Origin of the sequence: Collinsella sp. AM44-11 (assembly GCF_003467145.1) — a bacterium.
In the GTDB taxonomy this organism is placed as follows: Bacteria; Actinomycetota; Coriobacteriia; order Coriobacteriales; family Coriobacteriaceae; genus Collinsella.
Map to the genome: position 1 here is coordinate 75,141 of NZ_QSFE01000005.1, position 25,149 is coordinate 100,289.

At 58.0% G+C, this 25,149-nt stretch carries 25 protein-coding genes; 21 read left to right on the plus strand and 4 right to left on the minus strand.

Annotated elements, in window-relative coordinates:
- The first annotated feature begins 27 nt into the window (after window positions 1-27).
- From DW943_RS04665 to DW943_RS04685, 5 genes are all read left to right on the plus strand, one after another.
- Window positions 28-1,047: a Gfo/Idh/MocA family protein gene (locus DW943_RS04665; protein ID WP_233539677.1), complete on the plus strand. Its 1,020-nt coding sequence runs from the start codon at window positions 28-30 to the stop codon at window positions 1,045-1,047.
- 144 nt (window positions 1,048-1,191) lie between these two features.
- Entirely contained in the window at window positions 1,192-2,058 is an 867-nt protein-coding gene (locus DW943_RS04670; RefSeq protein WP_117862302.1) for a deoxyribonuclease IV, read from the plus strand.
- A 147-nt stretch (window positions 2,059-2,205) separates the two neighbouring features.
- Window positions 2,206-3,066, plus strand: coding sequence for an ABC transporter substrate-binding protein (locus DW943_RS04675; protein ID WP_006234383.1), 861 nt, complete (start codon window positions 2,206-2,208; stop codon window positions 3,064-3,066).
- A gap of 140 nt (window positions 3,067-3,206) precedes the next feature.
- Window positions 3,207-4,544 (plus strand): ABC transporter permease subunit, encoded by a 1,338-nt coding sequence (locus DW943_RS04680; protein ID WP_233543599.1) that lies wholly within the window; start codon window positions 3,207-3,209, stop codon window positions 4,542-4,544.
- A gap of 12 nt (window positions 4,545-4,556) precedes the next feature.
- Complete coding sequence (locus DW943_RS04685; RefSeq protein ID WP_022094423.1) at window positions 4,557-5,309, plus strand: amino acid ABC transporter ATP-binding protein; 753 nt, start codon at window positions 4,557-4,559, stop codon at window positions 5,307-5,309.
- 116 nt (window positions 5,310-5,425) lie between these two features.
- Here DW943_RS04685 and DW943_RS04690 read toward each other — a convergent pair whose 3' ends face one another.
- Both DW943_RS04690 and DW943_RS04695 read right to left on the minus strand, forming a co-directional pair.
- Complete coding sequence (locus DW943_RS04690; RefSeq protein WP_117564429.1) at window positions 5,426-5,845, minus strand: flavodoxin; 420 nt, start codon at window positions 5,843-5,845, stop codon at window positions 5,426-5,428.
- Window positions 5,846-5,890: 45 nt separating this feature from the next.
- On the minus strand, window positions 5,891-6,595 hold the full coding sequence (locus DW943_RS04695; protein ID WP_117862303.1) for a DUF3793 family protein: 705 nt from the start codon (window positions 6,593-6,595) through the stop codon (window positions 5,891-5,893).
- Between the two features lie 174 nt (window positions 6,596-6,769).
- Here DW943_RS04695 and DW943_RS04700 point away from each other — a divergent pair, with 174 nt between their 5' ends.
- Window positions 6,770-7,153 carry a heavy-metal-associated domain-containing protein gene (locus DW943_RS04700; RefSeq protein ID WP_117635436.1) on the plus strand — a complete coding sequence of 128 codons (384 nt, stop codon included), beginning with the start codon at window positions 6,770-6,772 and terminating at the stop codon, window positions 7,151-7,153.
- A gap of 26 nt (window positions 7,154-7,179) precedes the next feature.
- Here DW943_RS04700 and DW943_RS04705 read toward each other — a convergent pair whose 3' ends face one another.
- Together DW943_RS04705 and DW943_RS04710 are read right to left on the minus strand one after the other, a co-directional pair.
- Window positions 7,180-7,605: a hypothetical protein gene (locus DW943_RS04705; protein ID WP_233503836.1), complete on the minus strand. Its 426-nt coding sequence runs from the start codon at window positions 7,603-7,605 to the stop codon at window positions 7,180-7,182.
- Window positions 7,598-9,103: a DNA repair protein gene (locus DW943_RS04710; protein ID WP_117862304.1), complete on the minus strand. Its 1,506-nt coding sequence runs from the start codon at window positions 9,101-9,103 to the stop codon at window positions 7,598-7,600. The genes DW943_RS04705 and DW943_RS04710 overlap by 8 nt, the downstream gene beginning before the upstream one ends.
- A 223-nt stretch (window positions 9,104-9,326) precedes the next feature.
- Between DW943_RS04710 and DW943_RS04715 the strand changes: the two genes are divergently transcribed.
- The 15 genes from DW943_RS04715 (at window position 9,327) to DW943_RS04785 (ending at window position 25,087) form a co-directional block, all read left to right on the plus strand.
- A complete protein-coding gene (locus DW943_RS04715) occupies window positions 9,327-9,851 on the plus strand; it encodes an iron-containing alcohol dehydrogenase (RefSeq protein ID WP_158551676.1) in 525 nt (174 codons plus the stop codon).
- A gap of 199 nt (window positions 9,852-10,050) precedes the next feature.
- Window positions 10,051-11,745, plus strand: a complete 1,695-nt coding sequence (gene pgi, locus DW943_RS04720) for a glucose-6-phosphate isomerase (protein WP_117564424.1) — start codon at window positions 10,051-10,053, stop codon at window positions 11,743-11,745.
- Window positions 11,746-11,982: 237 nt separating this feature from the next.
- Window positions 11,983-12,825, plus strand: a complete 843-nt coding sequence (locus DW943_RS04725; protein ID WP_117862305.1) for a Cof-type HAD-IIB family hydrolase — start codon at window positions 11,983-11,985, stop codon at window positions 12,823-12,825.
- 63 nt (window positions 12,826-12,888) lie between these two features.
- Window positions 12,889-13,548 carry an HAD family hydrolase gene (locus DW943_RS04730; RefSeq protein ID WP_369833170.1) on the plus strand — a complete coding sequence of 220 codons (660 nt, stop codon included), beginning with the start codon at window positions 12,889-12,891 and terminating at the stop codon, window positions 13,546-13,548.
- Between the two features lie 150 nt (window positions 13,549-13,698).
- Window positions 13,699-14,442 (plus strand): GntR family transcriptional regulator, encoded by a 744-nt coding sequence (locus DW943_RS04735; protein WP_117629749.1) that lies wholly within the window; start codon window positions 13,699-13,701, stop codon window positions 14,440-14,442.
- Window positions 14,443-14,660: 218 nt separating this feature from the next.
- Entirely contained in the window at window positions 14,661-16,124 is a 1,464-nt protein-coding gene (locus DW943_RS04740; protein ID WP_117862307.1) for a YfcC family protein, read from the plus strand.
- Between the two features lie 9 nt (window positions 16,125-16,133).
- Window positions 16,134-17,717: an amidohydrolase gene (locus tag DW943_RS04745; protein WP_117862308.1), complete on the plus strand. Its 1,584-nt coding sequence runs from the start codon at window positions 16,134-16,136 to the stop codon at window positions 17,715-17,717.
- Between the two features lies 1 nt (window position 17,718).
- On the plus strand, window positions 17,719-18,570 hold the full coding sequence (locus DW943_RS04750) for a sugar phosphate isomerase/epimerase (RefSeq protein ID WP_117862309.1): 852 nt from the start codon (window positions 17,719-17,721) through the stop codon (window positions 18,568-18,570).
- Window positions 18,571-18,632: 62 nt separating this feature from the next.
- Window positions 18,633-19,601, plus strand: coding sequence for an SIS domain-containing protein (locus DW943_RS04755; protein ID WP_117862310.1), 969 nt, complete (start codon window positions 18,633-18,635; stop codon window positions 19,599-19,601).
- Window positions 19,602-19,615: 14 nt separating this feature from the next.
- Window positions 19,616-20,479 carry a PfkB family carbohydrate kinase gene (locus DW943_RS04760; protein ID WP_035138847.1) on the plus strand — a complete coding sequence of 288 codons (864 nt, stop codon included), beginning with the start codon at window positions 19,616-19,618 and terminating at the stop codon, window positions 20,477-20,479.
- A gap of 121 nt (window positions 20,480-20,600) precedes the next feature.
- Window positions 20,601-21,401, plus strand: coding sequence for a fructoselysine 6-kinase (frlD, locus tag DW943_RS04765; RefSeq protein WP_117798004.1), 801 nt, complete (start codon window positions 20,601-20,603; stop codon window positions 21,399-21,401).
- Window positions 21,402-21,428: 27 nt separating this feature from the next.
- Complete coding sequence (locus DW943_RS04770; protein ID WP_233539055.1) at window positions 21,429-22,289, plus strand: amidohydrolase family protein; 861 nt, start codon at window positions 21,429-21,431, stop codon at window positions 22,287-22,289.
- 2 nt (window positions 22,290-22,291) lie between these two features.
- Complete coding sequence (locus DW943_RS04775) at window positions 22,292-22,720, plus strand: secondary thiamine-phosphate synthase enzyme YjbQ (RefSeq protein ID WP_117735290.1); 429 nt, start codon at window positions 22,292-22,294, stop codon at window positions 22,718-22,720.
- Window positions 22,721-22,753: 33 nt separating this feature from the next.
- A complete protein-coding gene (locus tag DW943_RS04780) occupies window positions 22,754-23,563 on the plus strand; it encodes a BtpA/SgcQ family protein (RefSeq protein WP_233539054.1) in 810 nt (269 codons plus the stop codon).
- 6 nt (window positions 23,564-23,569) lie between these two features.
- Window positions 23,570-25,087, plus strand: coding sequence for an FGGY-family carbohydrate kinase (locus tag DW943_RS04785; RefSeq protein ID WP_117862313.1), 1,518 nt, complete (start codon window positions 23,570-23,572; stop codon window positions 25,085-25,087).
- Window positions 25,088-25,149 lie beyond the last annotated feature (62 nt).

The following is a 25,149-nucleotide window of genomic DNA, read 5'->3' on the forward strand; positions in this document are numbered from 1 at the left end:
ATTTCGTCGCAACTGAAGGGAGCTGTCGTGGGCCATCGGGATTCATGTGATGATTTGCGTGAGGTTCGTTGGGGCGTTTTGGGCGCTGGGCACATTTCGCATCGATTTGCATCGTCGCTCAAGAAGGTCGACAGGGCACGGCTTGTGGCTGCCGCCGGTCGCACTCCTTCGCATGTTGAGGAGTTTTGCAGGGCGTTTTCGATCGATGCTGCGCACAGTTATGTCACGGCTGACGATGGCGGCGATGCGGCTTATGATGCGCTGATTGCCGACCCCGATGTCGACGCAATCTACTTGGCTCTTCCGCATGGTATGCATACGCGTTGGGCCTGTCGCGCGCTGCGCGCCGGAAAGGCCGTGCTGTGCGAAAAGCCGGCCGTTTTGAGTGAGGAAGAGGCTCTCTCGATTGCCTCCGCCTCTCGCGAGTGCGGCGTGCTGTTTATGGAGGCGATGAAGAATCGGTTTTGCCCGATGCGCACTCGCGTGGAGGACTTGCTTGCGTCGGGCGAGCTCGGCTGTATCGTCTCGATCGAAAGCGTGCAAAAACTCGATTATGGTGAGTCCCCTTCGAGTTATCTGCTCGATCCGTTGCAGGGCGGCTGTCTATATGACATGGGCTGCTATGCGGTCGGGTGGTTTGAGGATTTGCTTGCGGGTGCGTGCGATGTTTCGTCTCGTGAAGTTCGCTGGCGTGACGTATCGGGCGGCCGCGTGGATTGGGCCGATGAGATTCATATGAGTGTCGGCGGTATACCCATTCATATGGTGTGCGACGGCAAAGCAGCATATGAAAGCCGCTTAACGATTGCCTGCGAACGGGGTTCGCTGGAAATCGAGCGCCTCCATCGCCCCGAGCTCGCCCATGTGAAGTACTCCGACGGTCGAGTGCTCGAAATCGACGCCCCATTTGAGGTCGATGATTTTTACGGCGAAGCTTCGCATGCGACTCAGCTCATCCGGGCGGGGAAACTCGAGAGTCCCGTCATGCCCCTTGCCGCCACACAGCGCTGCGCGCAGATCATCGATGCGATTCGCTTGACGCTCTAGGCTGCGGTGCTGCTGCTCAAGGGGGCTCGGCGGACCGTGCCCCTGATGCCCCTTTTATATCTTGCGGTGGAATACGGTCTGTTTGCGCCAAAATAAGGCACCAATAGACCGTATTTCACCGCAACTGATGAGGGGGAGCTGGAGATGCTAACGATCGGGTGTCATCTTTCGACGACGAAGGGCTATCGGGCAATGGGGGAGACGGCGTTGTCCATTGGTGCCAATACCTTTGCGTTCTTTACGCGCAACCCGCGCGGTGGCAAGGCAAAAGACCTTGACATGGATGACGTGGCGGCTCTGCGCGAGCTTATGGCGCAAAACGACTTTGGACCGCTGGTGGCGCATGCCCCGTATACCTATAACCCCTGCTCCGCTAAGGAGCGAGCGCGCGAGTTTGCCTTGGAGGCTATGGCGGAAGATTTGCAGCGTCTGGAAGCACTGCCCGGCAACTACTACAACTTCCATCCCGGTGCGCATGTGGGACAGGGGGCAGACGCCGGCATTCAGATGATTGTCGACACGCTGTGCCAGGTGATGTTTGAGGGACAGCAGACGACGGTATTGCTCGAGACCATGGCGGGTAAGGGCACCGAGGTGGGCCGTAGCTTTGAAGAGCTGGCGTGCATTATCGAGGGCGTTGCCGCCAAGTGTCCAGAGCTGTCCGATAAGCTGGGCGTTTGTTTGGACACCTGCCATGTGAGCGATGCCGGCTACGACATCATCCATGATCTGGACGGCGTACTCGACGAGTTCGACCGCGTGGTGGGTATCGACCGTTTGCGTGCCGTGCACATCAACGATTCGAAGAACCCCTGTGGCGCCCATAAAGATCGTCACGAGTGCATCGGCAAGGGATATCTTGGCAGCGAGGAGTTTGGCGGCGGTATGCAGGTTATACAGAATATTGTATCGAATAGCCGCTTGCGCGCATTGCCATTCATTTTGGAGACACCGAACGAACTTGCAGGTTATGCGGCTGAAATCAAACTGTTATGGTCGTTGCAGCAGTAATGACTGTCATAAAGTGGAGTGCTCCATTCACGTTATGGGTTTGTTTCAATCAGTTTTCTAATTGCGGATCCTTCCAAGCGGGTGCATAATAACCCTCAGTTTTTGCAGACCTCTGAATCACGTGGGGTCATTGGAAGGAGACTGATTATGAAGCTCAAGAAGCTTGGCGCATTTGCAGCCACGGGCGCCATGGCGCTCGCTCTTGCACTGACGGGCTGCGGCTCGTCCAACGCCACCTCTGGTTCTGATGCCAGTTCCAGCAGCTCTGACGACGCTAAGGTCGAGAAGGTCGACGGCTCCAAGGAGTACGCGCTCGTCAAGGACGGTACGCTGACCGTCGGCACCTCTGCCGAGTACGCCCCGTTTGAGTACAAGGATGACAACGGCGACTATCAGGGCTTTGACCTTGAACTCATCAAGGCTATCGGCGACAAGCTGGGCCTGGATGTCGAGTATGTCAACAATGACTTTGACACGCTGGTTCCGGGCGTCGCTTCGGGCGCTAAGTATGACGTCTCCATCGCGGCTATCACCGACACGCCCGAGCGTGAGAAGGAAGTCACTTTCTCCGATTCCTACTACATGGACGATCAGGCTATCGTGACCAAGGTCGATAACACCGACATCACGGCCGACAACTTCAGCGAGAAGCTCAACAACGCCGACGCTACCATCATCGTCCAGTCTGGCTCGACCGCCGAGGCCTTTGCCCAGGAAAACTTCCCCAAGGCCAAGATCGTTCCCTACAAGGACGCTACCGAGTGCTTCAGCGCCCTGCAGTCCGATAAGGGCGACGCCGTAGTCACCAACCGCTCCGTTGCCAGCCAGCTGACCGCCGAGCAGTTCAACACCTGCCAGACTATCAAGCAGATCAGCACCGGCGAGGAGTACGCCATCGCCATCAACCAGGGCAACACCAAGCTCAAGGACGACATCAACCAGGCCATCAAGGACCTGACCGACGACGGTACCGTTGACGCCCTCATGGCTAAGTACAACATCAAGTAAATAGATGCTTGATTGCGCGTAGGCCCTTTCCGTTTTGCGGAGAGGGCCTTTGCGCTTCTCTCGACGGAGAGTGTTTCCGTCTCGTTTTGCCGGCAACTTCTACGATAGGAGCCACCTTGTCTCGATTGAACGAAGGGGCCATGGGTCGGCGTTTCCCGCTGCCCTCGATGCTCCAAAAACTAGCCTGCGCCCTAGCTGTGGCGCTCGCTTTGTTGTGCGCGGGGACAGCCGCGCCTTCGACTGCCCAGGCGCTTGAGACCGCAAAGATTACCGCTCGACCCAACACCGGTTCGGGCAGCGCTGTGGTCGGCGGCACCGAGACACGCATTACCTGGGAAGTTCAGGCCGATGCCGACGAGGAGCTGAGCGGTCTTTCGCTGACGTTTGTCGACGGCACGACGTTTGGTACCGATGACACGCGATTGACGATGCTCTCGGGCGAGGACCTCATGGATCGTACGCCTATGAAGCCCACGTGCAAGGCTGACGGCCAGACGCTCAAGATCGACTTTGGCGAGACGGCGCCTGCCGGCGGCTTTTTCCGTGTCGAGGTTTACGGCGTGACGTTTCCCGTCGAGGGCGGCGATGAGGCCTTTAGCGGCACCTATACGCTCGCCGACGGTTCGACCAAGAAGATTTCCAAGATTCCTTCCGTCGAGATCAAGGGAGTGACGGCCTTCGATAACTTCCTGACCGATCTTAAGGAGCAGCCGTGGGTCGAGGCATGGAATTCCAACATGTTCCTTCGCCTGTTCCTGAACCCGGTCATTTTGGTCCAGAGCCTGCCGATCGTCTTCAAAGGCTTCCTCATGTCGCTCTCGATCGTGCTCGTGGCGTTTCCGCTGGCAATTCCCTTCGGTTTCGCCCTGTCGCTCATGCGCATCTCCAAGTCGCGCATCCTGCGTTGCCTTGCCGGTATCTATGTGAATATCATCCGCGGTACGCCGGCGTTCCTGCAGATCTATATCGCGTTCTTTGGCCTGCCGCTTGCCGGCGTCAAGGTGGACGACTATGTGCTGGGCGTCATTGTCATGGCCATGAACTCGTCTGCGTATCTGTGCGAGATCTTCCGTGCCGGTATTCAATCGATCCCCAAGGGTCAAAACGAGGCTGCTCGCTCTCTGGGCATGAATGCCTTCCAGACGCTGCTCTACGTTATGATTCCGCAGACGTTCCGTAATGTCCTGCCTACGCTGACCAGCGAGTTTATCCTGCTTTACAAGGATACGTCGCTGCTTGCCGCTGTGGGCGTGGTCGAGATCGTCATGAACGCCCGCACCATCGTGGCCACGACGGGCTCCATTACGCCGTATGTGGTTGCCGCCCTGTTCTATCTGGTCATTACCCTGCCGCTTGCGCGCTTGGTGAGCGGTCTTGAGGCGAGGCTGCTGGGTACGGCCGAAACCAAAAAGAAGCGTCCCACCAAGAGCGCCGGACAGGTCGTCGCGACGCCCGCCGACCATATCGCTGGTCTGTAAGGAGGTTCTATTATGAGCGAAACCAATAACTCGAACGAGGTCGTCGTCAGCATCAAGAATCTCCAGAAGGCCTTTGGCGATAACGTGGTCCTGCGCGACATCGATCTGGATGTGCATAAGGGCGAGGTCGTTGTCGTTCTGGGGCCCTCGGGCTCGGGTAAATCGACGATGCTTCGCTGCATTAACCGTCTTGAGGAGCCCACGAGCGGCTCGATTGTCGTCGAGGGTGTGGACGTGTGCGCCAAGGGTGTCGACCTCAACAAAGTGCGCACGCACCTGGGCATGGTCTTTCAGCAGTTCAATTTGTTCCCGCACCTGTCGGTCAAAAAGAACGTCATGCTTGCGCAGCAAAAGGTGCTCAAGCGCAGCAAGGAAGAGGCCGAGAAGATCGCCGTCGAGGAGCTGACCAAGGTCGGTCTTGCCGAGCGCATCGATTTTATGCCGAGTCAGCTCTCGGGCGGTCAGCAGCAGCGCGTGGCCATTGCCCGCGCCCTGTCGATGAACCCGCACGTCATGCTCTTTGACGAGGCCACCTCGGCGCTCGACCCCGAGCTCGTGCGCGACGTCCTGGGTGTCATGCGCGACCTGGCACGCGACGGCATGACCATGATCGTCGTGACGCACGAGATGGGCTTTGCCCGCGATGTCGCCGACCGCGTCGTCTTTATGGACGGCGGCGTCATTGTGGAAGAGGGTACGCCGAGCGAGGTCTTCGACCACCCCAAGAGCGAGCGCACCAAGGCGTTCTTGGGAAATATCTCGTAGCCGGTTGATGTAACTGCCGTTACAAAAGAGCGGGGGCTGGACTTGAATCCAGCCCCCGCTCTTTTGTAGGGATGGGGATGCGCTGTGATACAGGCTCTTTTGGAGGCCTGGTTTCGTTACGCGAGCTCGGCTCCGAGGGCCTTGCAGGCCGCCTCGCCCTCATCGTCGGGCGCATCGTAGCAAATGACGGAGTCCACGACGTTGACGCCGGCCTCGTCGGCGTCGGCCTTCCAGTTGTCCATCCACTCGCCCTCGGCCCACGAATAGGAGCCAAAGAGGACGACCTTCTTGTCGCCGAGGGTCTCCTTGACCTCGTCCCACATAGGCTGAAACTCGTCATACTCAAGCTCCTCGGAGCCCATGGCGGGGCAGCCGAAGGCGAAGGCATCATATTCGGCGGCCTTGTCGGCAGAGAAGTCGGCGCAGGGGATGACCTCAGTCTCGGCCCCCGCGGACGTGGCGCTTTCGGCGACGAGGTTTGCCATGGCCTCGGTATTGCCCGTGCCGCTCCAGTAGACGACGGCGATCTTGCTCATGTTTTGTCCTTTCGGTCGTGCGGCGCTTGCCGCGGCTTGTACGTTCTATCGGGTTGCCTGGGCAAGTTGCGCCAGGCTGCAGCCCTGCTGATAGATAAAAGTGAAGTATTGGGTGCAGGCACGGTAGGCATCAAACGTCGCAAGCGCCTGCTCGACATTTGCGTAGACCTTCCAGGCCCCAAAGACCTTGTAGTTCTCGCCGCGCTGGACGATAAATTCGTGCACGTCGTCGTAGGGATATCCAAGGAAGTAGCCTATTTCGTGCGGAAACTCGCAGGTGCAGTCTTTGCTGCAGCTAGCTTGCTGGGGTAGTGCGCATCGAGTCTGGCTGCAGGCGCATTCCGCGACGTTATTGCTCGCGAGAGTGATGCGTGATGCCAAATGCACAAGGCATGCCGAAAGGTCTCTCGTGTCGTAGCCTTCCGAGGCGAGCGCTGTTTGGGCGCGAGGGTCTGCGAAATAGGTGGCGAGGCTTTTGGCTCGGTACACGTACACGAGTGCTCCGCAGGGCCGCCAGACCAAAACACTCAGGTGGATGCCGAGCGGGTCAAGCTCGCGATTGCACTGGGCGATAACGTTGAGCAGGCGTGCTCGGCGTTCTGCAATGGTTTCGGTTGTGGTCGAGCCGCCCCCGTGGGCGTAGGTGCCTGGATAGGTAAAGAGCGATGCCGGCTTGATGCCCGCGAGCGTGGGAGAGCAGTTGCGCACGACTGCCGCCTGAAACGTTGGGATGTCTATGGTTCGAGTCACGGCGCTCCTTACGGATCTAAACTGTTAGCCTAGGAAAACTTATACACAAAAGTAAGCCATGGTCAACAAAAAAGTTTGAAGAGGGAAACTAATTGACCGAACAGACATGATTTTGGGTTAAGATGGGGGCACCCCATGGGGGTATCTAGATAGTGCTACTTGAAAGGGGAGCGCATGAGTGACTTGCTCAACCCTGCGAATCTCATCGTGCTGGCCGTCATTGCCGTCGGCATGTTTTTTGGACTGCGTCGCATTGCCGCTTCGACACACGGGAAGAGTTGCTGCAGCGATGGTACGAGCGGCAAGAAGGCCAAAAAGGTTGTTGTGGTGGATACCGATGCGTCACACTATCCCTATAGCGATGAGCTGCTCATCGGCGGCATGAGCTGTGACGGCTGCGCTCAGAACGTAGCCAATGCCCTCAATGCGCTGGATGGCGTGTGGGCAACGGTGACGTATGCGGACCACACGGCACGCGTGCGCTCTAAGCAGCCGGTTGATCGTGGTGTCCTCGAGACGGCCGTGAAAGACGCGGGCTACTACGTCATGACGCTGTAAGCGCCGCCCTGGATGCGCTTCCTTGGCTAGGCTCGTCCGCGCAGTTCGATGTCTTGGATGTCATCGAAGTCGATGGCGATGTCTCGGAGCTTGAGGAGCTTGAAGGCGGGGAGCGCCTCGTCGAGGATGCCGGTGCGGCTGCGATAGCCGTATGTATCGTAATAGGTGACACGAACCAAGTCGCCACGTTTGAGACCCTCGAGCTTTTTAGAAAGTACGAGGGCTTTTTCTTCCGTGAGCTCACGTTTTGACTCGACGGTGATTTCCTGCTTGCGCACGAGTTCGTAGTATCCCGTGAGGGCGGCAAAGGGCATAAACTGTGCGGCGCGGTTGGCGCGCACGGCACCGTTGGCAGTGAGGTTGGGGTCGGCGGCGCGGCGTCTGCCCTCGGGGTCCGCCAGGCGCTCGAAGGCGGTCGGCGGGCGCACGGGCTGCTGCTTGGGTTTAGGCACGATGTCCTCCAACTTGGCCGTTGCGTTCGCGCGCGGTGGCGCCGGCGGTAAAGCTTAATCCCTTGACGAGCGCGTTCTTGCCGTACTTGCCTTTCACGGCCAGGATGGCGCGCGCCAGGTCGCGCTCGCGCTCATCGGCCTCGATATCGCTGAACAGATCGATGGTGGCAAATTCCTCGGGCACAAGATTGCCAAATCCCAGGTTGATGCGCTTGACCGGTCGTTTGGGATCGACCGTTTGTGCCCAAAGGCCATCGAAATACCCCATGATTTTCTTAAACGAATTAGTGCGCTCGGGCAGCTTTCGCGAGGCGTTGGAGTGCGCAAAGAGTGCGGCATAGCCACCACGCGGTTTGCCGCCATGCTCTCCCACAAAGATGCCATCGATTGCCTGCGCTTCGCGCACCAGGCGACGCCTTTCGTCATCGCGCTGGACGGGCTTGGGAGCACGGGGCGCGAGCTCGGGGCCGTCGGTCGCTGCGGGCTCGATGCCCGAGGTGCTCGAGCGCAAGTGTCCGCAGCCGTCTATATACTGCGCCGTGCCGCTGGCGTTGAGCCGGCGTATGTCGGCGCGCTCGCTCGCGTAGCCCACAAAGAGCGAGATGCTGTCGCAGACCACGTGCTTATCGACTAGATCCAACACGGCGTTGTCGACCATTTCGCGCAAGACGGTGTAGGCCTGCTCGTAGGCATAGCCCTTCGAGAGCACCTGTCCTGTGGTGGTCGAGGTCGCTTGCGGGCGATAGGCTTGGATATCGGCGATGGTTGTCGGCTCGCGCCCGAAGGCGTGGTCGATGAGATATTCGGCGTTGACGCCGAGTTCGTCGTAGAGCAGGTTCTCGTCGAGTGCGGCGACGCCCATCAGGTCGTAGACGCCGTATTTCTCGAGACGGGCCGCCACGCCGGGGCCGATGCCCCAGATGTCGGTGATGGGGCGATGGGGCCAGATCTCCTTGCGAAAGATCTCGTCGTCGAGTACGCCAATGCGGCTGGCTACGTGCTTGGCGGTGATGTCGAGCGCCACCTTGGCCTGGAATAGGTTGGGGCCGATACCGACCGTCGCCGTGATGCCGGTGCGCCCCAAGACCTCGTCGCGCAACATGCAGGCGAACCCTTCGGCATCGGTGTGATAAAGGTCCAGATAGGGCGTCACGTCGATAAAGCACTCATCGATGGAGTAGACGTGCACGTCCTGGGGGCTGACGTATTCCAGATAGACGCCGTAGATTTGCGCCGACACCTCCATGTAGTGTTGCATGCGCGGCACTGCTTTGATGTAGTCGATGCCGTCGGGAATCTCGAATAGACGGCAGCGGTTGTGTATCCCGAGGTCCTTCATGGTCTGCGTGATAGCGAGACAGATGGTCGTGCGTCCGCGCGATTCGTCGGCAACGACCAGGTTGGTGGTGAGCGGATCGAGCCCACGATCGACGCACTCGACGCTGGCATAAAACGTCTTGAGGTCGATGCAGATGTAGGTGTGCTGCTCGTGCTCCATCCGAGCCTCCCATCAAACACATGTTCTTATCGAATACCTGTTCGATAATACCTGCTCGACCGGACACCGTCAAAACCTGCCCCTTTTTGGCAGGTATGGTCGTGCGGCTGCATCGGGTTTTTAACGCAGCCCTAAAGAGTGCGTAACAGCTCGGAAAAGCTCGCTTCGTAGCATGAGGCTAACGATTGATACCACCATAAAGCACGGAAGGGTTGTGGGGATAATGGTCAACTATGGGTTTGGTATGCCGACGCGCTTGGTTGCGGATGGGGATGTGGCTCGCTGGTGCGGGCGATTGGTTGCCCACTATGGCGGCACCAAGGCACTGGTCGTGCTGGGAGGCGACAAGCACACGCGTGATGAGCTCGTTTCGGCGGCGCTGGGCTCGGTTGATCGCGCCCTGCTCGAGCGCGTGCTTTTCCGCTGCGGATCGGTTGAAGGCGACGGAGGAGACGAGCTGATCGACGAAGCCGTGGCCCTGGCGACCGACGAAGGCGTGGACTTTGTCTTGGCGATTGGCGATGCCGATACTGCCGGCTTTGCGCGCGAGCTCGCCCGTCGCATGGCGGCGCTCGATGTCGGCGAAGACGGTTTTGTCCCTTATGGATGTATCGTCTCGGAGGGCAAGGTGCCTGCCGTCGTGGGGGCCGGCGAGGTTCCCGTTTTTGCCATCATCGCGCCCGAACTGCTGGAGGGCATCGGGTCTCCTCTGCGTGAGTTGCTCGGTAGCGTCTGCGCTGCGGCCTAATATTTGGCATAAAGGGATAGGTTATTTTTGATTGGTAAAGCGTTTGACCTGCCAAATTAAACCTGTCCCTTTTTGGTCGGTTGCCGTTTGGGGGCCGATTGGCAACGCTCGCTGATTATAGTCTTGACCTGCGCTAGAATAGTGGCATCTGAATGTCCGGGCGCATGGAGGCGTGCGCCCGTATGCTGAGGAGGACTCTATGGCAACTGTTGCCGCACCTATCGATGCTACGTCGACTGCCGCTTGGAAGGCGCTCGAGGCCCATCAGGAGAAGCTCGAGGCCGAGGGTATCGACCTCAAGGCCTGGTTCGCCGCCGATGCCGAGCGCGTGAACAAGCTGAGCTTTGACGCCGGTGACCTGCACTTCGACCTGTCCAAGAACCTGGTGACTGATGAGACCGTCAAGCTGCTGTGCGATCTTGCCCGCGAGGTGAAGCTCGAGGAGCGCCGCGACGCCATGTTCTCCGGCGAGCACATCAACACCACCGAGGACCGCGCCGTCCTGCACACCGCGCTGCGCCGCCCGGCAAGCGAGAAGGGCCAGCTCATCGTCGACGGCCAGGACGTCGTCGCCGACGTGCACGAGGTTCTCGACCGCATGTATGCCTTCGCCGAGCGCGTGCGCTCCGGTGAGTGGAAGGGTGTTACCGGCAAAAAGATCGAGCACCTGGTGTCCATCGGCATCGGCGGCTCCGATCTGGGCCCGGTCATGGCCTACGAGGCCCTGCGTCCCTACGCCGACGCCGGTATTGACTGCCGCTACATCTCCAACATCGACCCCAACGATCAGGCAGAGAAGCTCAAGGGCCTCGATCCCGAGACCACGCTCGTGATTATCGTCTCCAAGACTTTCACCACGCTCGAGACCCTCACCAACGCTCGTGAGGTCAAGACCTGGATGCTCGAGCAGCTCAAGGCTCAGGGTGCCATCGACGGCTCCGATGAGCAGAACGCCGAGGCCGTGGCCAAGCACTTTGTCGCCGTTTCCACCGCACTCGAGAAGGTCGAGGCCTTCGGCATCGACCCCGCCAACGCTTTTGGTTTCTGGAACTGGGTCGGCGGCCGCTACTCTGTCGACTCCGCCGTGGGCCTGTCGCTGATCGTCGTGCTCGGCCCCGAGCGCTTCCAGCAGTTCCTTGAGGGCTTCCACGCCATCGACGAGTACTTCTGCAACACCCCGCTCGAGAACAACGCCGTCGCGCTGATGGGCCTGCTCAACGTCTGGTACGTCAACTTCTTCGGTTCCAAGAGCCACGCCGTGCTGCCGTACTGCCAGTACCTGCACCGTTTCCCGGCCTACCTGCAACAGCTCACCATGGAGTCCAACGGCAAGCACGTCCGCTGGGACGGCAGCGCTGTGACCTCCGATACCGGTGAGATCTTCTGGGGCGAGCCCGGTACCAACGGTCAGCACGCCTTCTACCAGCTGCTGCACCAGGGCACCGTGGTGGTCCCGGCCGACTTTATCGCTTTCGCCAACACTGCCAACCCCGCAACCGACAGCGGCCAGGACGTCCACGAGCTGTTCCTGGGCAACTTCCTGGCCCAGACCAAGGCGCTCGCCTTTGGTAAGACGGCCGACGAGGTTCGTGCCGAGGGCACGCCCGAGCAGATCGTCCCGGCCCGCTGCTTTGAGGGCAACCGTCCGACGACCTCGATCTTCGGCGACACGCTGACCCCGTTCGCACTCGGCGAGCTCATCGCCCTGTACGAGCACATCACGTTTGTCGAGGGCACGGTCTGGGGCATCGACTCCTACGACCAGTGGGGCGTCGAGCTGGGCAAGCAGCTTGCCAAGCAGATCACCCCGGCCTTCCACGACGACGCCGCCAAGGCCGAGCAGGACGCTTCGACCCAGGCGCTCATCGAGTTCTATCGCGCGCACCGTAAGTAGGATTAGCTGCGAAAACTAACGCATAGCCGACAAGGGCCCGTATCCGTTGGGATGCGGGCCCTTTGCTATCTGGATAGAATGGAATGTATCGGGAGGCGCCTCGACGGGCATCGCAATCGTCGAAGGCACGCCGTTCATGTTTGGGACAATATGACATTTTTCCCGTTGCAAACAGCGCCGCCGTGGGTGTTCTGTATGATGGCTCAGACAAGGTTGCTCAATGACAGGGAGGCATATATGGCAATCAAAGCCATCGCAATGGATATCGACGGTACGCTCACCAACGACCAAAAGGTCATCAGCCCGCGTACGCGCGAGAAACTGCTCGCGGCGCAGGAGTCGGGCATTAAGCTCATCTTGGCTTCGGGCCGTCCCGCATGGGGGCTGCACGCCTTGGCGCAGGAGCTCGACCTTCAAAACCATGACGGTCTGCTAGTTGCCTTTAATGGCGCGCATGTGGTCGATGCCCAGACCGACGAGGTGCTGTTCGATCAGGCTATGCCTGCCGACGAATTGCATCGCCTGATTGATCACCTGCGTAATTTTGACGTGATCCCTATGATTTCGCTTGGTCGCGATTTGCACGTCGAGGACTCGTACCATTGCATGATCACGCTGCCTGACGGCTCGCAGAAGAATATCGTCAAGTATGAGCGCGACGCGTGCGATCTTAAGATTCGCGAGGTGGAGAGCCTGCATGAGGTCGCTGATGCTTATCCCGTGGACAAGCTGCTGACGGCGGGCGATCCGACCTACCTGCAGGCGCATCACGAGGAGATGTACGCACCCTTTACCCAGACGCTGTCGGGTATGTTTACGGCTGACTGGTACTTTGAGTACACGGCGCCCGGTATCGACAAGGCCCGCGCGCTCGAGGGTGCCCTGCCCAAGCTCGGCATCGATGCCAGCGAGGTCGTCTCGTTTGGCGACGGCCAGAACGACAAGTCCATGATCGAGTGGGCTGGTACCGGCGTCGCCATGGGTAACGCTGTCGATGAAGTCAAGGCCGTGGCCCAGATGGTGACCGCCAACAACAACGAAGACGGTATCGCGGTAGCACTTGACCAACTGCTGGGTTAGAATCGCCGATAGTGCATGGTTCGGGCGTCCGCTTGCGGGCGCCCTTTTGCTAGGGAGGGTGCCGTGTCCGCATTTCCGTTCGACGCCGTTATCTTTGACATGGACGGCGTCATTGTCGATACCGAGTATTACTACCTGGGCGAGACTGCCGCGTTTGCCAAGGAGCTTGGGTTGAATCTGACCCAAGAGGAGTTGAACGGGCAGGTTGGTACCTCACATCAGTTCTTCCTGCATATGCTGGTCGATTGGTTTGAGCGCGCCGGTAAAGGGCACTTCACTGGCGAGGAAGCATTGGCCCGTTGGGACGAGTGGGCGCATAAGCGTCCGCGTGACTACCAGGCTTTGATTAACCCGGGCGCTGTGGATACGATTCGCGAGCTGCCGCGCCGCGGCGTTCGCGTGGCGCTTGCCAGCTCGTCTCCCATGGATAGCATCGAGGAAGTGCTCAATGCATGCGGGCTGTCGGATGCCTTTGAGTATGTGGTGAGCGGCGAGCAGTTTAAGGAGAGCAAGCCCGAGCCCGACATCTACCTGCATGCGCTGGACCTGTTGGGGCTGCCTGCGGTTCGTTGCTGCTGCGTTGAGGATTCGGTGCCTGGCATCACTGCCGGCAAGCGTGCCGGCCTGACGGTCATTGCCAAGCGCGAGGAGCGCTTTGGCTTTAGCCAGGATGCCGCGGACAAGATCATCGACCAGCTGCCGGAGCTGCTCACGCTTTCTTAGGAGCGCGGTAGTTGCGCGTTTTTCGGGTCTGATGAGTAAATAGCCAACATTTTGGTGCGACACCTAGCATACTTTAAGCTAATGCGGGCTTAAGGGCTTGTTGAATGCCCTTAAGCCCGTTTTAGAATTAATTGTGCTGGGAGAGGGTATATGCCACCGACTGAAGGGCCGACTGACGGTAAAGCAGCGATACCGCTGTACCAACAGGTCATTGATATCATTAAAAACGAAATCAACTCCGGCGCCTACAAGGCAGGCGCGCGGATACCCAACGAATTCGAATTGGCTGAGAGCTATAAAGTTGGCCGCGTTACCGTGCGACGCGCTATTGAGGAGCTCGTCCAGCAGGGCTATCTAACGAAGCGACAGGGGAAAGGCACGTTTGTCAATGCCCCCAAGCTCAAGCGCAAGATTCGCCAGAAGGATGACGTTCAGAGTTTTTCGGACGCATGCCGCGTTAACGGAATGGAACCGGGGGCGTGTGTCATTTCGAGAAAGATACTGCCGGCGGATTCCACCGAAGCACAGTTCTTTGGTGTTCCCGTTGGAACTGACTTGATTTGCGTTGAGCGCGTGCGCACTGCCGATGGCGTCCCTGTCATGCTCGAGAACAACATATATGTTTACGAGGACAACGCCTATCTATCAACGGCACCTCTATCTAACCAATCCATTTTTGAGTTCGTGCGCAACCGGACGGGCCGCACGCCCGCGTTTACCGACCCGTGCACGCTCGAGATCGCCTGCGCGTCGCCCGAGGTCGCTCGACTGTTGGCAGTTCCCGTTGGCGAACCCTTGTTTTATATGGAAGCCTTCTTTTTCGATGAGCAGCGGCGGCCGTTTATCATCGGTCGTCAGCGAATCGTTGGGTCTCGCTACGTTTTTGACATCTAGGACATTGCGAATGGAAGCGCCCGGTGGATCATCTCACCGGGCGTTTCCATACCGTTCACGGCGCAAACGCAACCGTTCAACCGCGTTGCGGCAATCAGTTTGAAATTATCTTGATGAAGGAAAAAGCTGCTGGTAATCTATAGAACGTCATAGAACGTTTGCATTGTGCAAACGTTGAAGCGAGATGCGATGCAGTCTCGAGTTCTTTGGAGGTATCTATGTCAGATACGAAGGCGAAGAAGACAAACAGACGTTTTAAGTTCAAATTACCGCATGTCTATACGATCATGTTCTTGCTGATCGTTGTCTTTGCGGTCCTGACTTGGATCGTTCCCTCTGGTCAGTATCAGCGCAAGACGATTTCGACAGCGGCGGGCGAGCGTGAAGTCGCCGTTGCTGGAACCTATGAACAGGTCGATAAGAACTACACCGATTCCGAGACCGGTGAGACCATCAATCTGGGCCAGGATATCTTCGCGGTCCTGCAAGCGCCCACCAAGGGTATCCAAGAGGCTGCCGACGTCGTTGCGTTCGTCTTATTGATTGGCGGATCGTTCGCAATCATCACCAAGACCAACGCTTTGAATGCCGTCATGAGCCGTGTGATTAAAAAGCTTAAGAACAAGGACATCCTCATCATTCCCATCACGATGACGTTGCTGTCCATTTGCGGCACTACGTTTGGTATGTCTGAGGAAGCCCTGCCGTTCTATGCCATCTTCATTCCCATCATGATGGGTATCGGTTATGACTCGATGACGGCATTCATCATCTGCTTCCTTGGCCCTAACCTGGGATATTGTGCCTCGACCATCGACCCGTTTAATGTTTTGATCGCCCAAGGCATCATTGGCATCGAGGGCAATCCGCAACTGTGGCTGCGCGCCGTTTCTTGGGTCATCTTCACTGCCGTCGGTATCGCATGGGCCATGCGCTACGCCATGCGCGTCAAGAAAAACCCCGAGTCGTCCATTACGTATGAGGACGATAAGCTCAAGCGTATCGAGTTTTCCGTGACCGATGCCTCCATTGAGGAAGAGTTCACTATCCGTCAGAAGCTCGTGCTTATCGATTTTGCTTGCGGTATGGGCATTATCGTCTGGGGTCTTGTTACCCAGGGCTGGTACATGAATGAGATTTCCGCCGTGTTCCTTGGCATGGGCTTGCTTGCCGGTATCCTGGGCGGTCTTGACCAGCAGACGATCGCTGAGGAGTTCGTTAAGGGTCTCGCCGACTTTGCGTACGCTGCCATCGTTATTGGTATCGCTCGCGGTATTCTGGTCATCGCCGAGGGCGGCATGATCATCGACACCATCCTCCAGGCGCTCGCTACTGCGCTCGCCGGTGCACCCGCCGCCGTCTACACCACGTTTATGTATATCGTCCTTGGCCTGCTCTCTTTGCTGGTTCCCTCGAGTTCTGGCCTGGCGGCGCTCACCATGCCTGTTATGGGCCCCCTGACCGAGCTTATGGGCCTCAATCCCGAGGCAGCCGTTACCGCGCTCCAGTTTGCTAATCAGACCATCAACACCATCAGTCCCGTGGCGGGCATGACGGTCGCCGGCCTTGCCGTGGCTAAGATTTCGTTTGGCCAATGGTGGAAGACCATTTGGAAGTTCTTCATTTTCATGGTCGTCTTTGGCCTGATCGTAACGGCAATCTCTGGCATGCTTCCGATGTAGGTGGTTGTGATGTCTGATCGTTTGACGGTCCTGACGTCTAAGAGCGTCTTTACCGGTACGGGGGACCTGCCGTTTGAAGGTTTCGTAGCGGTCCGTGGCAATCGAATTGAGGCTGTTGGCACCAAGTGTGAGGTAGCTTCGTATTTGACCCAAGCGGACGAGGTGGTTGACCTGGGCGACCGCACCGTCATGCCTGGCCTGATCGATGTGCATACCTTCTATACGGGCTGGGCGCTGCGGACGTTGGGGTCTGATCTATCCGGCGTCGCCGATGCCAAAGAGGCCGTGTCGCTCTTGCGTGCATGGAAAGATGATCATCCGGATTGTGCGGCGGCTTTTGGCCACAACATGCCCGAAACGTTGGCATCGGATGCCGAGAACGCAAATACGGCAGCTGTGTTTGACGATTGTTTTGGCGATATCCCTGTCGTCTGCTTTACACCGGGTGCGGAGACCTGCGTTCTCAATGCTGCCGCCAGTGCGCGATACGGCTTTACACCCCTGGCGTGCTATGCCGAGAAGATCTGGCGCATGATGAGCGATTTCCTCGCGCTACCCGAGGTGCGCGCCGGGTATTCGGACTACATGAGCATGCTTAACGAGCGCGGCGTTACCGCCATCAAGGAAATGGCGTTTGATGACTACTACGGCTTTGCCGACGAAATGGCTCGCCGTGAGGAATCTGGTGAGCTGACGGTTCGCGTCTCTATGATGTCGCAGCCGGTGGGTGCCGGTGCAAATCTGGCATATGCCCGCGAGGCGCGAGAGCGCTTCCGGGGACCGTTCGTTCGTTTTTCTGGCTTCAACCGTATGACCGATCGCGGCGTATGGGCGGGGCTTGCCGAGATGATTGGCCCCTATGAGGACACGGCCGATGCGGGAGCTGCCGGCAAGACGGTTGTCGAAGAGCCCGAGTGGGATCTGATTGAGAACGAGCTGCGTGCAATTGATGCTGACGGCTTCCGATATTCCTTGCATTGCCAGGGCGATGGCGCCGTTCGCCGCACCGTGGCGCTCTATGCCTCGCTGCCTCGAGACGAGCATGGACGGATGCTTCGCCGCCATGCGATTACCGATCTCGAGAACTCTGACCCGACCGATCTTGTCGAGTTTGGCAAGTTAGGTGGAATTTGCGAGGTCTATCCGCAGATTTTGACGCTGGACAGGCGCGAGGACTGCCTGTCGATGATGCGTCGACAAATTGGCGAGACGCGACTTTTGCATAGCTGGAATCGCCGCAGCATGGAAGATTCCGGATGCACAGTGTGCTGTGGCACGGATTTACCGCTGTTGATTCCGAGCTTGGGCGAGTCAATCTACAGTGCGTGCGGCGGATACTTCGACGACGGACTGCCCGTGAATGAGGTCAACGCGCTGACGCTTGTCGAGCTCTTGCGCGCTTGGACTGCCGGGGGCGCGTACGACCTGATGCGCGAAGACGAGCTGGGTACGCTCGAGGTCGGCAAGCTTGCCGATATTTGCGTGCTCGATCGGGATGTGTTTGACCTCGATTATCGCGACGCACGCGATCTTGCGGTTGATATGACGATGTCGGACGGACAAATCGTGTTCGATCGAAATAAGGAGGCATAAGATGTCTGAATCCAAGCCGACGCTGCGCCGCGAGCAGATTGCGGGCATGAATATCCACTACATCATGTGGCCGCTCGATTACTTCCTTGATGTGCAGCAGCGTTTGGGCTTTGAGTCCATTGAGCTGTGGTGTGCGGAGCCGCATGTGACGCTCGACCACACGGGCTACTTTGAGGCTGAGGTCCTGGCGAAAAAGGCTGCAGACCGTGGGCTTAGGTATCGTACTCTGTGCCCCGAGAATGTTGTCTATCCTTGGCAATACTGCGCACGCAAGCCGCTGCATGAACAGCGCAGCCTGGCGTACTTTAAGCACGGCATTGAGCTTGCCGAGGTACTTGGGTGCGACCGTATGTCCGTCAACTCGGGCTGGGGCGACTGGGACGAGGATCGCGAGGAAGCCTGGAAGCGCAGCCGCGAGCACTTGTCCATTCTGGCGGAGTATGCCGGCGAGCACGGTCTGGTGCTTACGATGGAAAGCCTGCGTCCCGAGGAGAGTAACCTTGTGACGACGGTTTCCGATGCGAAGCGCATGATTGACGAGGTCGCGAGCCCGTACTTACAGCCCATGGTTGATACAACCGCGATGGGCGTTGCAGGCGAGACGCTCGAGGACTGGTTTGCCGCCTTTGGTGATGGGGCAATTCACGAGATGCACTTTATCGACGGTGACCCGTATGGACATCTGGTGTGGGGCGATGGCAAGCACGATATGGACGCCTTCGTCGCCACGCTCAACGCCCATGGTTTTGACGGCATGCTGGGCCAGGAAATCACGGACGGTCGTTACTACGATGACCCGGCGGCGGCAGATGCCAAGAACATGGCCGCATTCGAGAAATATCTGATTGACTAAAACAACTATCGGCCACGCAGCCAATCTCATTGATTGCGGACCAAACAAGAAAGGAACTGGATATGAACGCACACGATCTGATCAAAGAGGCAATTGCCGAGAAGGGCAAGTTCGACAGCGTCTACTGGATTGCTTGCGGTGGCTCCATGATCGATTTGATCCCGGCTCATGAGCTTCTGCAGCGCGAGGCAACCACCTTCACTTCGTATATCTATACCGCGCGTGAATTCGACATTATGCGTCCGCGTCGTCTGGGCGAGAAGTCCCTGGTCATCGCTTGTAGCCACAGTGGCAACACCCCCGAGGTCATCGAGGGCTGCGAGATTGCCCTTGCTGCCGGCGCTACGGTGATCGCCCAGACCGACAACGCTGGATCTAAGATCGACTCCGGCAAGTGGACCACGTGGGTCTACCCGTGGGGCGAGGGTGTGCCGCAGGCCGAGGTCCCCGCTGGTATTTCGCTGTCGCTTGCGGCAGAGCTGCTCGATCAGCAGGAGGGCTACGCCGATCTTGCCGATATGTATGCCGGTATCGCCGAGATGGATAAGATTCTTCCCCCGGCACGCGAGAAGGTAAATGCCGAGCTGGGCGATCGCTTTGCCAAGCTTTGCCAGGAGCACGAGTTCTTCTATATTCTGGGCAGCGGTCCCAACTTTAGCCAGACCTACGGTTTCGCTATCTGCTCTCTTATGGAGATGCAGTGGCAGCACTGCAGCTACATCCACTCTGCCGAGTACTTCCATGGCCCCTTCGAGGCTACTCAGGATGGCGTTTTTTACTTCCTGCAGATGGGCTCCAGCGAGTGCCGTGCTATGGACGAGCGCGCCCTGGCGTTCCTTAAGACGCATACCGATACGCTGATGGTGCTCGATGCCAAGGAGTACGGTATGGAAGCCGTGCCGGCGAGCGTCCGTGCCTATCTGGACCCGGTGCTGTTCTATGCCATGAACTGCGAGCTGCGTGCTGCACGCGGCAAGGTGTTTGATCACGATCCCGATTTCCGTCGCTATATGGGTGTTGTCGAGTACTAGAAGGGACAAAGGCCATGGCATTTAACGTTAACGCGCTCGGATTTGGCGACAACGTCGTCGATCGCTACGAGCATATCCATACCATGTATCCTGGCGGCAATGCGGTGAACTTCGCCGTTTATGCCAAGAAATGCGGTGCCGCACGCTCCGCATACATGGGCATTTTTGGCAATGACGCCGCTGCCGAGCATGTCATTGCAAGCCTCGAGGATGAGGGTATCGAGCTTGACAAGTGCGAGCAGATGATTGGCGAGAACGGAGCGGCTCGCGTCACCGTCGTTGACGGTGACCGTGTCTTCCTTGGCTCCAACGAGGGCGGTATCCGTGGCGATGCGCGCTATGTCCTCGATCGCTTTGACCTTTCGTACATGAAGCAGTTCGATGTGGTTCATTCGGGCAACTATTGCTTTACCGAGCGCGAGCTGCCCAAGCTGAAGGCTGCGGGCGTCACGGTCTCTTTTGACTTTTCGGACGACTCCACCGACGAGTACTACGAGCAGATTGCGCCCTACGTCGATTTCGCTTTCTTTAGTGCGGCGGATGCCGCGAGTGAGGACGAGATTCGCGAGCGTCTGGCATGGGTGAAGGGCTTGGGTCCGCGTTTTGTGTCGGCTACGGCGGGCGCCGAGGGCTGCATTGCTTACGACGGCGAGCGTTATTACCGCCAGCTGGCTAAACCGGTAACGGACATGAAGGACACCATGGGGGCGGGCGACTCGTTCCTCACCTCGTTTTTGATGTGCTATCTCGATTCCGCCAAGCGTGGTGAAGATGGCGCCGAGGCCATCGAGCGTGCGCTCGACTTTGCTGCCGGGTTTGCCTCGACCGTGTGCGGCATGGAAGGTTCTTGGGGCCACGGAGCACCAATCGTCGAATAGCTTAAGAAAGCGTACGGCGGTCTGGCTATGAGGCTTTGGACGGCCGATGCAAAACAATAAGCGAAACGCGAAAAGGGGGCTCGCCATGTGGTGGGTCCCCTTTTGAACATTGGAGAAGACCATGAGTATTAAAGCGTGCGCGGCTGGTTTTTGCTGTGCGGACGTCTATCAAAACATCGGCGTGTTCTATCCGACTGGTAATGGCATTGACTGGGGTATCCATCTTGCACGAATGGGAGTTTCGGTATCCGCCGTGTCGGTTGTCGGCAAGGACGAGTACGGAGACAAGATGAGAGAGGCGCTGGCCGCTGAGGGGTTCGATATCTCACATCTGCGGGTGGAGGATGGCGACACCTCGGTGATGCTCATGGCATTGAAAGACGGCGTCGATCGCGTGCATCTCGAGGCAATCGATGGCGTAATGGAGACATATCGACCGAATGAAGATGACCGGGCGTTTATCCTAGAGCATGACATCATTCATACCGACCTGTTTGGCAATTGTTTGGACCTCCTGCCCGAATGGCATGATGCGGGCAAGACGGTGGTTATGGACTTCTCGGTGTTCAGCCAGGATCCCGAATATGCCTGCGAGGCTCATTTTCCTTACGTAGACTATGCGTTTATGTCGTTTGAAGAGGACACTCCGGAGCTGCGTGATTGGGTACGTCACGTACAGAAGTTGGGGCCGCGGGTGGCAGTTGCCACGCTTGGCGAGAAGGGAAGCATTGCCTTTGACGGCGAACGCTTCTATGAGTGCGGGATCGTACCGGCGGAGAAGGTCGTTAACACCGTGGGCGCCGGTGACTCGTATATCGCCGGGTTTACCAAGGGCGTGATTGATGGCCTTGATATTCCGGCGTGTATGAAGGCGGGCGCCGAGCTTTCGTCCCGCGTCATCGGCTCTTTTGAGCCGTACTAGGGTCAAATGCTTGGAAAGGAGTGCGAAATGGTTATCGACATGTTGGTCCAGCCCATGCTCTACGGCGAGATCTATACGCCGGGTGATGAGCCTGATGGATTCGGTTTTTGGTCACGAGAATTTGGTATGGGGCATATGGGCCCCATGGATTGGGATGAGCTTCAAGTCGAGATGGACGTCTGCGATGTGCAGAAGAGCGTGCTCATGCCGCTCGATGTAACCACGGCATGCGGAGGGCATTTTGGCACCAATGACCAGATTGCCATGCTGGTTGCCGCGCATCCCGATCGTCTGTGGGGATTTGCGAGCGTAGATCCGCAGGTGAGCGGTGCCGCAGACGAATTGGGGCGCGCCTTTACCGAGTTGGGGGCAAAGGGGCTTTGCCTGCATCCGGCAAAGCAGGGTTTTGCTCCCGATGATGCCGTGGCCGAGCCGCTTTACGAGCTGTGCGAGCGCTATAACAAGCCGGTAGTTTTCCATGCCGGTATGTCTTGGGAGCCGGGCGCAGAGCTCTCGCGCAGTAATCCGCTTGTATTTGAGCACACAATCGCAACGCATCCAAATGTGCGTTTTAGTTTGACCCACTTTGGCTGGCCCTGGGTGCGCGAGACCGTGGCGATGCTGCTCAAGTATCCCAACTGCTACACGGACACCTCTATCACTTACATCGATTCGCCCGAGGAGATGATGCAGCGTCTTTTCACGGTCGATATGGGGCCGCTGTGGTATGAGCGCGCGCTATCGCATCAAGTGATGTTCGCCAGCAATACGCCGCGCTTCCGTGCGTTCAAACTCAAACGGGCGCTCGATACCGTGTCCATGCGCGATGATGCGCGAGAAAGGCTCTACTGGGGTAATGCCCTGCGTTTTCTTGAAGGGGATGAGTGAACATGGTGACGCTCGAGACATTGAGCTATCTATCGACTGCTCCGGACCAGTTCATCGATATTACCGAAGACGTGCACGCTGCCATTGAACGCAGCTCGGTGACGAATGGCTTGGCAGCGATTATTTTGTCGCATACGACCTGTGGAATCGTGGTAAACGAGGGGCTGCCCTGCGTGGAGACGGATCTTATGGAGACGCTTGATCGCATCGCCCCGCTAGATGCCCCCTATGCGCATGCACACTTCCTGCCGAGCTATGGAGCCACCGGCAACAACTCCTGTGGGCATATCAAGAGCATGATTTGTGGAAACAGCTGCTTCTTTCCCGTCCAAGATGGCCACATCGTGTGTGGAGGTGCCCAGAACATCTATCTTGCGGAGTTTGACGGTCCGCAGAAGCGAAAAGTGTACGTCGAGGTGCTGGGGGAGTAACGTCCCTGCAATAACCCTATGAAGGAGCACGCTATGTCGTTTCTAACCTCGATGTTCAAGACCGAAAAGCCGGTTATCGGAATGCTGCACCTGCGTCCTCTGCCGGGCGATCCACTGTATTACCCGGGCGGAAGCGTGTCGCAGGTCGTGGAAGCCGCCAAGCGCGATCTCGAAGCGTTGCAACGGGGCGGTGTCGATGGCATTTTGATTACCAATGAGCTCTCGATGCCCTATGAGCAGCACGTTTCTCCCTCAACCCTTGCATCGATGGGCTATGTAATCGGGGTTCTGTCCCATGATTTGTCGACCCCTTGGGGAGCTGAAGCTATTTACGATGGTGATGCCACAATCGAGCTGTGCGCTGCCGTCGATGCGCAGTTCACGCGCTGCAATTTTTGCGGTGCCTGGGCCGGTGATCTCGGGCTGATTAACCGAGATTTCGCTCACACCATGCGTCGCAAGACGGCGCTGCGCCTGGACGACCTCAAGCTTTTTCACTTCATCACGAGCGAGGGGGAGGTTTATCTCAACGACCGCACGACTGCGGACATTGCCGATTCACTTCTCTTTAATTGCCTACCGGATGCGATGGTCATCGGCGGTTCGGCTGCCGGTCGTGGTGCTTCGGGCGAGCTTGCCGATGAGGTCCGCGAGCGTGTTGGCGAAGTGCCTGTGGTATGTGGCACCGGTTGTCGCGAAAATACCGTGGCTGACGTATTTGCTCACTACGATGGCGCGTTTGTCGGCACCTGCTTAAAGCGCGACGGAAAGCTGGATGCCCCGGTTGATGTTGAGCGGGTAGTTCGTTTTATGGCTGCCGCTCGTACGGCGCGAGGGGAGTAGGCACCTATGGCGTTCTATCTGGGTATTGATATTGGGACAAGCGCCTCTAAAGGCGTTTTAATCGATGATCGATGCAATATCGTTTGCCAGGCCTCTTGTGGACACGAGACGGACAACCCGCGTGATGGATGGTACCAGCATGATGCGGAGGCAGTTTGGTGGGGAGATTTTTGCCGCTTGTCGCGCGAGCTGGTGGTGCGATCGGGGGTTAATGCGGCGCAGATTGGATGCGTGGGCCTTTCCGCATTGGGTTGCGACTGCGTACCGGTCGATACCGAGTGCAACGCGCTGGCACCCGCGATTTTATATGGAGTCGATGCACGTTCGAAGCCGCAGATTGACGAGCTTCTTTCCGAATATGGGCCAGATCGCGCACGCGAGCTTTTCGGGCACGATCCCTGTTCGTCAGATATTGCTCCAAAGATCTTGTGGTTTAAGGAGAATATGCCCGAGGTGCACGAACGTGCCGCGAAGTTCCTGACGGCGTCATCGTTTCTGTGCGCGAAGTTGACGGGGCGTTTTACGGTGGACCGTTATTTGGCGGAGGATTTTCTTCCCCTATACGATCGCTACACTTGGAAGGTTAATGCTCGGGAATGTGCTCGTTTCTGCCGGCCTGACCAGATGGCGGAGGTAATGTCGGCTACCGATATTGCCGGGGTGATTACGCAGCGTGCGGCTGAGGCGACGGGGCTCGTGGCAGGGACACCTGTCTTGGTGGGAACGGGCGACTCTGGTGCCGAGGCCATTTCGACGGGTGTATTCCGTCCCGGCGATATGATGGTTCAGTTGGGGAGCACGGCGTATTTCATCTACTTAGCTGATCATATGGTCGATGATGCTCGCCTGTGGCCAGGGACGTTTATCATTCCCGGAACTTACGGGATCTGCGCGGGGACCAATACAGCGGGTGCACTCACATCGTGGCTGCGCCAAGAGCTGTATCGCGACGCGGTAGAGGCCGAGGGCCACGGTGGCCCCGATGCATATTCGGTTATGGCGCATGATGCCGCCGATGTGGCGCCGGGTGCCGATGGGCTCCTGTGTCTGCCGTACTTTGCGGGGGAGCGTACTCCGCTCAACGATCCCGAGGCGCGTGGCGTCTTCTTTGGCCTGACCGGAAGGCATACGCGAGCCCATATGGTTCGCGCCGCCTTGGAAGGCGTCGCGTATACCGTTGCATCCCATGTCGACATTATCGAGCGAGAGCATGGACTGCCAATTGGGCGCATTATGCTTGTCGGAGGTGGAACCAAGAATCCAATTTGGATGCAAGCTATCGCCGACGTATGCGGGCGCGAGGTCTCGGTTGCCAAGGTTACGGTGGGCGCATGCTTCGGTGATGCTATTATGGCAGCTCTCGCAGGTGGCGCCTATACATCATGGGATGAACTCGCCCGAGTCCTTGGCGTTGCGCAAACAATCGTGCCCGATATGACTGCCCACGAGCTATATGCGTCGCGTCGTCATATCTTTGACGAATTGTATACACGCAACCGTGATCTCATGCACGAATTGGTGTAATGCCGCCGAACTGTACCGCCTTCCAATAAGGACTGCGTTGTGCGATTCGCATGTCCCTTGGC

What these genes read in the sequence shown, in the direction of transcription:
- DW943_RS04740 (WP_117862307.1), top strand. Translation starts at nt 14,661, where the DNA reads ATGTCAGATACGAAGGCGAAGAAGACAAACAGACGTTTTAAGTTCAAA.
- DW943_RS04675 (WP_006234383.1), top strand. Translation starts at nt 2,206, where the DNA reads ATGAAGCTCAAGAAGCTTGGCGCATTTGCAGCCACGGGCGCCATGGCG.
- DW943_RS04780 (WP_233539054.1), top strand. Translation starts at nt 22,754, where the DNA reads ATGTCGTTTCTAACCTCGATGTTCAAGACCGAAAAGCCGGTTATCGGA.
- DW943_RS04670 (WP_117862302.1), top strand. Translation starts at nt 1,192, where the DNA reads ATGCTAACGATCGGGTGTCATCTTTCGACGACGAAGGGCTATCGGGCA.
- DW943_RS04725 (WP_117862305.1), top strand. Translation starts at nt 11,983, where the DNA reads ATGGCAATCAAAGCCATCGCAATGGATATCGACGGTACGCTCACCAAC.
- DW943_RS04750 (WP_117862309.1), top strand. Translation starts at nt 17,719, where the DNA reads ATGTCTGAATCCAAGCCGACGCTGCGCCGCGAGCAGATTGCGGGCATG.
- DW943_RS04680 (WP_233543599.1), top strand. Translation starts at nt 3,207, where the DNA reads ATGGGTCGGCGTTTCCCGCTGCCCTCGATGCTCCAAAAACTAGCCTGC.
- DW943_RS04785 (WP_117862313.1), top strand. Translation starts at nt 23,570, where the DNA reads ATGGCGTTCTATCTGGGTATTGATATTGGGACAAGCGCCTCTAAAGGC.
- DW943_RS04700 (WP_117635436.1), top strand. Translation starts at nt 6,770, where the DNA reads ATGAGTGACTTGCTCAACCCTGCGAATCTCATCGTGCTGGCCGTCATT.
- DW943_RS04735 (WP_117629749.1), top strand. Translation starts at nt 13,699, where the DNA reads ATGCCACCGACTGAAGGGCCGACTGACGGTAAAGCAGCGATACCGCTG.
- DW943_RS04755 (WP_117862310.1), top strand. Translation starts at nt 18,633, where the DNA reads ATGAACGCACACGATCTGATCAAAGAGGCAATTGCCGAGAAGGGCAAG.
- DW943_RS04715 (WP_158551676.1), top strand. Translation starts at nt 9,327, where the DNA reads ATGGTCAACTATGGGTTTGGTATGCCGACGCGCTTGGTTGCGGATGGG.
- pgi (WP_117564424.1), top strand. Translation starts at nt 10,051, where the DNA reads ATGGCAACTGTTGCCGCACCTATCGATGCTACGTCGACTGCCGCTTGG.
- DW943_RS04690 (WP_117564429.1), bottom strand. Translation starts at nt 5,845, where the DNA reads ATGAGCAAGATCGCCGTCGTCTACTGGAGCGGCACGGGCAATACCGAG.
- DW943_RS04775 (WP_117735290.1), top strand. Translation starts at nt 22,292, where the DNA reads ATGGTGACGCTCGAGACATTGAGCTATCTATCGACTGCTCCGGACCAG.
- DW943_RS04710 (WP_117862304.1), bottom strand. Translation starts at nt 9,103, where the DNA reads ATGGAGCACGAGCAGCACACCTACATCTGCATCGACCTCAAGACGTTT.
- DW943_RS04745 (WP_117862308.1), top strand. Translation starts at nt 16,134, where the DNA reads ATGTCTGATCGTTTGACGGTCCTGACGTCTAAGAGCGTCTTTACCGGT.
- DW943_RS04770 (WP_233539055.1), top strand. Translation starts at nt 21,429, where the DNA reads ATGGTTATCGACATGTTGGTCCAGCCCATGCTCTACGGCGAGATCTAT.
- frlD (WP_117798004.1), top strand. Translation starts at nt 20,601, where the DNA reads ATGAGTATTAAAGCGTGCGCGGCTGGTTTTTGCTGTGCGGACGTCTAT.
- DW943_RS04760 (WP_035138847.1), top strand. Translation starts at nt 19,616, where the DNA reads ATGGCATTTAACGTTAACGCGCTCGGATTTGGCGACAACGTCGTCGAT.
- DW943_RS04685 (WP_022094423.1), top strand. Translation starts at nt 4,557, where the DNA reads ATGAGCGAAACCAATAACTCGAACGAGGTCGTCGTCAGCATCAAGAAT.